The sequence below is a fragment of the Acinetobacter sp. YH12144 genome (genome assembly GCF_013418345.1).
GTDB classification, from domain to species: Bacteria; Pseudomonadota; Gammaproteobacteria; order Pseudomonadales; family Moraxellaceae; genus Acinetobacter; species Acinetobacter amyesii.
Genome location: NZ_VPCD01000037.1, coordinates 1 through 7938, shown reverse-complemented (window position 1 = coordinate 7938; position 7938 = coordinate 1). Strand labels below are relative to the sequence as shown.

Below are 7938 nucleotides of genomic sequence, written 5' to 3'. Positions count from 1 at the left end.
TTCAAATGGCGATTCAGCGTTTAATTGGTTTTGGGAAAAAAGAAGAGTTTAAGGAAATTTTGGCAATTTTAAGAAAGCAGAATCCTGATAGGATAAGGGTTCTGTGAAATTTGTCGTGTACAGAGGAAAAAAATAAACAAGGTGCAGAATATTTAATTAATGCTGTGGCTGGAGTTGTAGGTGCTGGAGTAGGTAAAGGTGTCACTAAGGGGAAAGATGCTGATATTGAAATAAATCAAAAGCAATCTCTTGATGTGGGATGGGTTGATAATTATGGAAATCAAAAGAAAGTCACTGGAGATGGAACCGTGGCTAGAGATCATCAGCCGTCTAAAGCTGCATTATTAAAGAGAGCTGAAGACTTAAAGGAAGCGCCCTTAACTCAAGCAGAGAAAAATCGTATTATTAATGAAGGAATGAGTGTAACTGTACCAAATGAGGTGCATGCCGCAGGTCCAACCTATGCAGGAAAAAATAATAAAGGACTCATTGAAAATGATGCAAATGATTTACAAGCAGCACAAATTAGGGATTCTGAGGCAATGATAGATAATGCAAAAAAATTAACGCCTGAGTACGTTACAAAGTTGCAAGAAGCATGTACTACATTGAGCTGTAAAAATAATGCTGATTATGATAAATTTTTGAAAAATATTATGGATGAGGAGGCGAGAAAGAATGACAAATAAGTTTATTGATCATTTAATATCACTGTTGGGTAAGTCAAATATTGATGAAAAATTAGTTGATTTTTTTGTTAAAAATCAATTTGTGAAAAGTCAAGAGGAAATTAAATTACCAATTTATGATGAAGATGGTGATTTATTGGATGAGTATAATTTTTATATTAGTAAATATGATGAGGGATTGGGTTTTATATTTACTGATGAGTCTTTTTATTTAAATCAGGAGGACAAACCCATAACTGGTGAAAAAATATACTTAACGACTATATTTTTTTATAATGATGGTGTGGAAGGCTTTTCTCAATATAAACAAGAACTGCCATTTAATTTAAAATTTTCAATGAATAAAGCTGAAATTGAAAATATATTAGGAGTGCCATTATTTATTAAGAATGATGATGGCGTGGTTAGAAGCCAAAAATGGAAAATTGAAGATATTCCATTTACAATATATATTTCATATAACAATATAGGTGAGATTAGATATATTTCATTAAGTATTCCTTACTGATTTAGTTAAAGTCGTTCCTACCCTATTTTGAATAAAAAAGCGGTTCTTTATTTAAAATGGAGCTACATTAATAGTTTTTAAGGTAATCCTTCAATAAATAACCGAAGTTAAAAGTAGAGGTTAAGCAGCCATTAGAGGTGGCTTTCCTTTGTTAGCTTGATGTGGTCTTTCATGGTTGTAATGCCACAACCAGTTTGTTGCATAATCTTGTACTTCATCCAAAGTATCAAATAAATGCTTGCTCAGCCAACTATAACGTATGGTCCGATTATAGTGTTCAATATACGCATTCTGCTGTGGCTTACCCGGTTGAATATATTCAATACGAATACCGTGCTCAGTAGCCCAGCGCACAAATTCGTGACTGATAAATTCGGGACCTGAGATACCGTCTTGGTAGTCAATCAGGTTTTGAGATTATTCGACCACTAAATAATCTCTTCGATAGGCAGTCTGATGTTTTAAAACGCCATAACACAGATGTATAAGCTTGCGCATTGCAGCACCTAAAGCACACATTTTATTTTTACCCTGGCTTAATAATCGTTGATATAAAGCTTCAATGTGTGGATTATATTTAATCGCTGTTAATGCCGACATATACAATACTGAGCGTATTTTACTGTCACCTGCTTTTGATAAGTGACTTTGCTTGTTGACTGAACTGCCAGACAACTGATGTACTGGAACCAAACCTACATATGCAGCAGCTTGACTTGCTTTTTCAAACTTGTGCGAATGAAATAACCCCAACAGTAATAAGCCTGATCGTTCACCGATTGAAGGAATAGTTTGCAGTAATTTCAAATCCTGTTTCAATGTTGGATCTTGATCTATGTGATTATTTATTAACTTATCAATATGTTCAAGTTGCCGATTTAAATAGGCTTTGTTGCATAAACATTTTGCAAGGCACTGATTTTTAAAGGTTTGTGAAAATTTCAACCTAAGAATAAATTTAATAAAATCATATTCTTAGGTATTTGTGCAACAAAGCCGATCCGAATCGGAAGCCAAAAAGCTTTTGGGGCAGATTATTAGGACGGAAGTGAATTCATAGTAACTGTCCAAATGAAAGAAGAATCAGTGTCCTTTACGATAAGAATATGCAATTTATCTAAGAATTATATTGCTGAATAAGCTTTTAAGAATATAGGTTTGGGCAATAAAGCCTTTAAATTCTTTTACTGAATAAACCCTAAGTGGCCGATTTGGAATAGGAATGAGTGGTAGGGTGCGAATAGGAATAGGTGGTAGGTTTATGCTGGAATATGCATTGAGTCCAATCCTTGATCGTGGAGACTATTGTATTAGAAACAATAGCAGACCTAAAAGGCTTTACTGGTATCCATTGATTATTCAATAACATTAAATAGAGCCGTGAGACGTTGAAAGGCTCACAGAGTGGGAGGTAAAGTATATCCTCATCTCTCGTAAAACAGCTGACGAAGTCCGAGATAGAATCATTGCGTCAAAAAAAACGTGATATTTGAGAACTAAAAAAGAAGTGGTACTCCTACTGGTTACTAAAATTAAAGTATATTGAATAATAAATTTATAAAACAATACTTTACAAATCTATATGATGCGTAGTGTACGCATCATACATAAAGCGTTCTATTTTGATATAATTGATCCAATCAACCCATTGTTAGGTTTCATTTAAATTCCATGAGTCTTACTGAAATTAAAGTTCGCCAAGCTCATTGTAAGGAAAAAACCAGTTTTTTATCCGATGAAGATGGGCTTAGCCTGAAGATTGAGCCGAGTGGAAGAAAATCTTGGTGCTATCGCTATACAGATCCACAAACTAAAAAACGTCGACGCATTCAGTTAGGTCGTTATCCTGATTTATCGCTGAAAAAGGCACGACAAGTCAGAGATGACTTTAAAGACAATGATTTCTGTTTTGAACAAGATACTGCCTCTAATGTCATCACCTTTGGTAAGGTCGGGGAGGAGTGGTTACAGTTCAAACTGAAAAATGCCTTCAACGATCTACCCCGCTGTGGTGTACTACAGTTAGCAGAAAGATGCTTACAGCAAGATATTTATCCAGACCTTCAGGATCTACCTTTTCAAAACATCAAGCGTTATGACCTGGTTTCAGTAATCAAAAAAATAGAGGGACGCCAAGTAAAAGAACCTGTCAAGAAAGCTTGTAGTTATTTGAACCAAATTTATGACTACGCTGTAGCGATGGGTTATTGTGAATTCAACATCGCGCATGGTTTAAATAAAATCGCCATTAACAGTAAAATCAAGAAAAATTATCCGTATTTGAAAGCGGAGGATATATCTGATTTTAAGTATAAATTACAAAAATTGGATGCCCATCCGATTATTAAAAAAGCACTGCTGTTCAAATTACATACTGGCGTGCGAGGGGCTGAATTGTTATTGGCTGAGCCTCATCATTTTGATTTAAATGAAAAAGTCTGGAAAATACCTGCCTTGCATATTAAACAGTTTCGACGAAAAGTCATATTAGGCCATGAGATTCCCGACTTCTTAGTTCCACTTTCAGATCAGGCTTTAGATATTTTAAAAGACGTCATGCAATGGTCATACGGTGAAAAGTACATTTTTGCTAGCCCACGGAAACATAATCAACCGATTCATTTTAATACATTAAATATGGCTATACGTAAGATGGGCTATGGAAAACATCAATTATCCTCTCATGGACTACGTTCCACTTTTAGTACCATTTTGAATGACTCAGGTTTGTTCCAGGATAACTGGATTGAGGCACAACTTTCACATATTGATAAGAACCGTACCCGTGCCAGCTATAATCACGCTGACTATTTAGCCCAGCGGACTGAAATGATGCAGTGGTGGGGTGATTATTTAAGTACTGCTAAGTGAAAATCGTACTTTTATACATAGACTTAAAACATTATGGGGTTTCAAATGGATAGTAAACAATATACTTGCCGTGTTACATGGTCAGCAGAATATAATGAGTATGTTGGGTTGTTCGAACCACAAGCACTAGCCATTTGTTGTAATTCAGCTTTAAGCGCCCTTAATTCTTTCATGCGTTTATTCACTAGTGCAAGTTGCTGATCAATTAATGCATTAACGCTAGAGCAGCTTTCTTCTGGCTTATTTTTTAATTCGATAAGACGTTTAATATCATTGAGTGATATATCTAGGCTGCGACAATGCTTTACGAATTCCAATTGTTTAAGTGCTTTGCTATCATACAGCCTGAAATTACCTTCTGAACGATTTGGATTTAACAGAAATCCTTCTCTTTCATAATATCTAATCGTTTGTATTGAACAGCCCGATTTTTTTGACAATTCGCCTATTTTCATCAATTTCCCCCAGACATTTGACTCTATAGTTACTATAGAGTCTATAGTATAAGTATGCAACGAAAAGGATATATAAAAAATGACTGAGAAATATTTAAACAATACGAATATCGTTAATTTTGAACACAAAGATATCCAATCCTTGATCGATCAACGTAGGTGGAAAAACTTGGATAACTTCAACAAAATTGGTGCCGCTTATCAGTTTGTAAAAGATGAGATTTTCTTTGGTTATAATGAAAGCGATGATATTGCAGCAAGCGATGTGCTAGCAGATGGTTATGGACAATGTAATACTAAGGGTAATCTGTTAATGGCACTATTGCGTGGACTAGGCATTCAATGCCGATTTCATGGGTTTACCATAGACCAGCAACTACAAAAAGGTGCTATCCCAAGCTATGTATTTTGGTTAGCACCTAAATACATCATTCATAGTTGGGTAGAAGTTTACTTTGAAGGGCGTTGGATAAACTTAGAGGGCTTTATATTGGATGAGCAATACTTAAGCTCTCTACAGGAGAAATTTGACCAAGTAAAAGATGATTTTTGTGGTTATGGTGTTGCAACAAAGTGCTTTTCATCACCAGATACAGATTGGCGTGGAGAAAATACCTATATTCAAAAAGAAGGTATTCATGATGACTTTGGGCTTTATGATTCCCCTGATGAGTTCTATCTCGAAAAAGGGACTAACTTGTCGGGGTTCAAACGCTGGATATATCAACGCTTGATACGTCACTTGATTAATATGAATGTATCAAAACTAAGAAATAGAAAAGTACTAGAGGTACAAAATGCACAACCATAATCATAGTCATCAACATGGTAAAGATGACCGTATTGGTTGGGCATTTTTCCTTAATGTGACATTCACTATTATCGAATTTATAGGTGGTTGGCTCACTAACAGTACGGCGATAATGGCAGATGCAGTTCACGATCTTGGTGATAGTCTTTCAATAGGTTTTGCGTGGATTTTAAGTCGTTTTTCAGATAAAGAAGCATCAGATAAGTTTAGTTATGGTTATCGTAGACTTACTCTCTTTGGCGCATTGATAAACAGTATTGTTTTAATCATTGGCTCAATTTGGATTTTATTTGAAGCAATTCCAAAGCTGTCCAATCCTGAAATGCCTGTAGTCGAGGGGATGTTAGGGCTAGCGATACTCGGCGTTGCCGTTAACGGATATGCTGTATTAAAATTAAAAGCGGGTGAAACATTAAATGAGAAAGTGCTGACATGGCACCTTCTTGAAGATGTACTTGGATGGGTTGCCGTTCTTATAGTCTCTATCGTACTGTTGTTCGCTGAACTGCCGATATTAGATCCCCTTTTATCAATAGGGTTCACGCTGTTCATCTTGTTTAATGTTTTCAAAAACCTGAAATCAACACTCGTTTTATTTCTTCAAGCTGCACCCGATAAAGAGACTCAAAAGCGTATTAAACTATCACTAATGGAATTTCCTGAAGTTAATGGTATCCACCACATGCACTTTTGGTCACTAGATGGTGAAAGTCACGTTTTAACAGCGCACCTTGAGCTGAGTGACAACTTTGACGTTAAAGAATTAATTAGGCTTAAACAAGAAGTTGCAGCTAAATTATCTTCCTATCATTTATCGCATACAACGATAGAGTTTGAGTTTTTAAATGAAAATTGTCGGGATGAAGCGCAGTAAGCTTTATCAATAAAATGTTGGGCATACAATATTAAAAGCAGCTTAATTAGGCATAACCTAGTAATTAAGCTGCTTTTTTTGATTTTAAATTTCGTCGGATTGCTGTTTGCTACTCTCAGAGCCATGCGCCCATTGATATAAAATAGGCAATACAAACAAAGTTAAAATTGTAGAAGATACAATACCGCCGATAACAACTGTTGCTAGTGGTCGTTGTACTTCTGCACCAATTCCAGTGTTTAACGCCATTGGAATAAAACCTAAACTTGCGACCAGTGCCGTCATTAAAATAGGTCTTAAACGAATGATGTGCTGAGTTTCCATCATTGTCTTGGCTTGATGCGGATCAGTCTAAAGCATTCTCAGGAATAGAGGAGCTCGTTGCTGATGTTGTCGCTGATATGATTAGCAATAATGAAAAAGTTCCTACACCACTCTCCGGGAAAATATAGTAGGCAGTTTGTTGTCCTTGTTCTCAGTGGTTCAACAAAAACTAGCCCTCGAAGCCGCAGAACGTGGCGTGGACATAAATTGTTTAGTATCAGTAAAAAGAGCGATGTAATTTTAGTACGAGTGAGTGATAGAGCAGGAACCTATGCTTCATATATTCAGTAAATGGTATGTTTTTGAATTAATAGGTATTTTTAAATAAAGCTTTCTTTGATTTAGTGCTTTTTATTTAATAAATTAATTTTAAAAACAACTTAGGCTAATTGATAAACACTATCTGGAAAGATTAAAAGAAAATATTTTTTAATTTCTGCTAATTCATTTAAGGCAGGTTCCCTTTCAAGCAGTTGAAATGTCCAAATAAGTACAGCCTGATGATTATCATAGCAAGTATTTACTCCAAGAAAATTAGCCATTCCATAACTTCTATTGATGTTCATTTCTTTAATTAATTGATTTCCTAAGTCACGAGCTTGCTGGCTGATCAATAACTCATTTGGTAACACGGCGGTCATCTCCACAAAATAATCTAATGCAGGTTCAATCCTTATATTTAAAAAGTTATAATTTAGTTGAAATGGATAAAATATACTTTCTATAAGTTGTAATAACCTGCTGTAGGTTAATTTTAGCAAAGTATTACTCAGTCAACAACTTCAAATAACCCACAGCAAGTTATTTTTTGTAAATTAATTTAAATATGATTACTTGTAAGTTATCTAGCCTCATGGGCGATAGAAAAATTTTAAAATTAAGTGAAGTGGTGCATGCAACAGGTATCAATCGCAACACGCTCACAAGTATGTATTATGACCGTGCTGTACGTATTGAATTACCAGTCGCCGATAAGTTGTGTAAGTACTTTAACTGTACGATGAATGATTTGTTTGAGTTTAAGGAAGAAGTTGAAGAAAAAGATTAACTTAATACTTCGTTTGATAAGTTTTTCGAAGAAAAAGACTAGCCAATACTTAGTTTGATAAGTTTTTCTCTGCAGATCTAATATTGAATTTTATAAAATATCATTACAAACAGAGGTGGTTCCACTTGTTTGAACAACTAAAAGCGTATTTATAAGTGATATTCCGCTCTAGTTAAGCCACCTTGTTTTGTTGGGGTAGCTGATCATAGTAAAACTCATTTGGTGTCATTTTGTCTAGACTCGAATGAGGTCGTTTCAGATTATAAAACTCAAAATATGCACTCAATTGCTTTTTCGCATCTGTGACACTGCTATAAGCTTTGAGATACACCTCTTCATATTTAACGCTCCGCCATAA

General features: G+C 35.1%; 9 protein-coding genes and 5 pseudogenes. 8 read left to right on the top strand and 6 right to left on the bottom strand.

Going from position 1 to position 7938, the window contains the following annotated elements; translation table 11 throughout:
- Window positions 1–110: 110 nt before the first annotated feature.
- Window positions 111–689, top strand: a complete 579-nt coding sequence (locus tag FTU79_RS15870) for a hypothetical protein (RefSeq protein WP_179990664.1) — start codon at window positions 111–113, stop codon at window positions 687–689.
- Entirely contained in the window at window positions 679–1197 is a 519-nt protein-coding gene (locus FTU79_RS15865; RefSeq protein ID WP_154320120.1) for a hypothetical protein, read from the top strand. Before FTU79_RS15870 ends, FTU79_RS15865 begins: the two co-directional genes overlap by 11 nt.
- 120 nt (window positions 1198–1317) lie before the next feature.
- Here the strand turns inward: FTU79_RS15865 and FTU79_RS15860 are convergent.
- Window positions 1318–1581 (bottom strand): annotated as a pseudogene (locus FTU79_RS15860) (integrase core domain-containing protein); the annotation flags it as partial.
- Between the two features lie 33 nt (window positions 1582–1614).
- Window positions 1615–2091, bottom strand: a pseudogene (locus tag FTU79_RS15855) (transposase); the annotation flags it as partial.
- A 490-nt stretch (window positions 2092–2581) separates the two neighbouring features.
- Between FTU79_RS15855 and FTU79_RS16695 the strand changes: the two are divergent.
- Together FTU79_RS16695 and FTU79_RS15850 are read left to right on the top strand one after the other, a co-directional pair.
- Window positions 2582–2683, top strand: a pseudogene (locus FTU79_RS16695) (recombinase); the annotation flags it as partial.
- 185 nt (window positions 2684–2868) lie between these two features.
- The gene (locus FTU79_RS15850) at window positions 2869–4068 is read left to right on the top strand and encodes an integrase arm-type DNA-binding domain-containing protein (protein ID WP_005245164.1); all 1200 of its coding nucleotides are present in this window, start codon (window positions 2869–2871) and stop codon (window positions 4066–4068) included.
- Between the two features lie 41 nt (window positions 4069–4109).
- Here FTU79_RS15850 and FTU79_RS15845 read toward each other — a convergent pair whose 3' ends face one another.
- The gene (locus tag FTU79_RS15845; protein ID WP_179989169.1) at window positions 4110–4523 is read right to left on the bottom strand and encodes a Cd(II)/Pb(II)-responsive transcriptional regulator; all 414 of its coding nucleotides are present in this window, start codon (window positions 4521–4523) and stop codon (window positions 4110–4112) included.
- Between the two features lie 79 nt (window positions 4524–4602).
- On the opposite strand from FTU79_RS15845, the gene FTU79_RS15840 reads away from it, so the two are divergent.
- Window positions 4603–5334: a transglutaminase family protein gene (locus FTU79_RS15840; protein ID WP_005245162.1), complete on the top strand. Its 732-nt coding sequence runs from the start codon at window positions 4603–4605 to the stop codon at window positions 5332–5334.
- Entirely contained in the window at window positions 5321–6208 is an 888-nt protein-coding gene (locus FTU79_RS15835) for a cation diffusion facilitator family transporter (protein WP_127800877.1), read from the top strand. The genes FTU79_RS15840 and FTU79_RS15835 overlap by 14 nt, the downstream gene beginning before the upstream one ends.
- An 84-nt stretch (window positions 6209–6292) precedes the next feature.
- On the opposite strand, the pseudogene FTU79_RS15830 reads toward FTU79_RS15835, so the two are convergent.
- A pseudogene (locus tag FTU79_RS15830) lies at window positions 6293–6517 on the bottom strand (efflux RND transporter permease subunit); the annotation flags it as partial.
- Here FTU79_RS15830 and FTU79_RS15825 point away from each other — a divergent pair.
- A pseudogene (locus FTU79_RS15825) lies at window positions 6517–6660 on the top strand (antitoxin HicB); the annotation flags it as partial. The pseudogenes FTU79_RS15830 and FTU79_RS15825 sit on opposite strands and share 1 nt — an antisense overlap.
- Before the next feature lie 252 nt (window positions 6661–6912).
- Here FTU79_RS15825 and FTU79_RS15820 read toward each other — a convergent pair.
- Window positions 6913–7164 carry a hypothetical protein gene (locus FTU79_RS15820; protein WP_004658363.1) on the bottom strand — a complete coding sequence of 84 codons (252 nt, stop codon included), beginning with the start codon at window positions 7162–7164 and terminating at the stop codon, window positions 6913–6915.
- A 194-nt stretch (window positions 7165–7358) separates the two neighbouring features.
- Between FTU79_RS15820 and FTU79_RS15815 the strand changes: the two genes are divergently transcribed.
- Window positions 7359–7580, top strand: coding sequence for a helix-turn-helix transcriptional regulator (locus tag FTU79_RS15815; protein ID WP_004658364.1), 222 nt, complete (start codon window positions 7359–7361; stop codon window positions 7578–7580).
- 172 nt (window positions 7581–7752) lie between these two features.
- Here the strand turns inward: FTU79_RS15815 and FTU79_RS15810 are convergent.
- Window positions 7753–7938, bottom strand: a 186-nt coding sequence (locus FTU79_RS15810) for an integrase core domain-containing protein (RefSeq protein ID WP_139791357.1), incomplete at its 5' end; no start/stop codon positions are given.